Annotated in this window: 1 pseudogene; it reads left to right on the top strand. The window is 68.4% G+C overall.

Annotated features, from left to right (window positions below):
• Nucleotides 1–411 (top strand): annotated as a pseudogene (locus MJ783_RS13125) (hypothetical protein); the annotation flags it as partial.
• Nucleotides 412–497 lie beyond the last annotated feature (86 nt).

Raw genomic sequence — 497 nt, 5'->3', positions numbered from 1 at the left:
GGGGGAAGCATCGTCGACTGGTGGGCCAGGAGCGACCCAGCCCATCGCCATCCCCACCTCGCCACGCGATGGCAGCAACGCGCCGACACCCTCGGCGTCGCAGTCCACCATCCCGCGGTGACTCTCCCTGAGACCGTCGCGTTGGCCCGCGTCCTCGCGGACCTCGAGTGGCGCTGTCTCGTCGCGATCGCCTTCGAGCCCGACCTCGACCGCTTCTACCAGCACGTCGCCCACAGGACCCACGCAAGCGTGGCCACCCTGACCACGCCCTGGTGCCGTGACCCTCTGCGGGACTGGGTCGCCCGCCACCGCGTCGACTTCGCGGACCAGCGCCACCGGTTCCAGGCCCAGAAACTGCACGCCGGCTGGCAGACGCCAGTGCCACCCCCCGAAAAAGGCCACTTCAAGTGAGACAACCTCCCCGCACCTCGTCTCAGGCGATCTGACCAGCCACAGGTCGGGGGCACCAGGCTGGCCAGATTAAACGAGAATTGACA

Source organism: Protofrankia sp. Cj3, from assembly GCF_917627355.1.
Classification (GTDB): domain Bacteria; phylum Actinomycetota; class Actinomycetes; order Frankiales; family Frankiaceae; genus Protofrankia.
The sequence above is the reverse complement of the archived record's forward strand: the minus strand, read 5'-3'. Positions and strand labels throughout refer to the sequence as shown.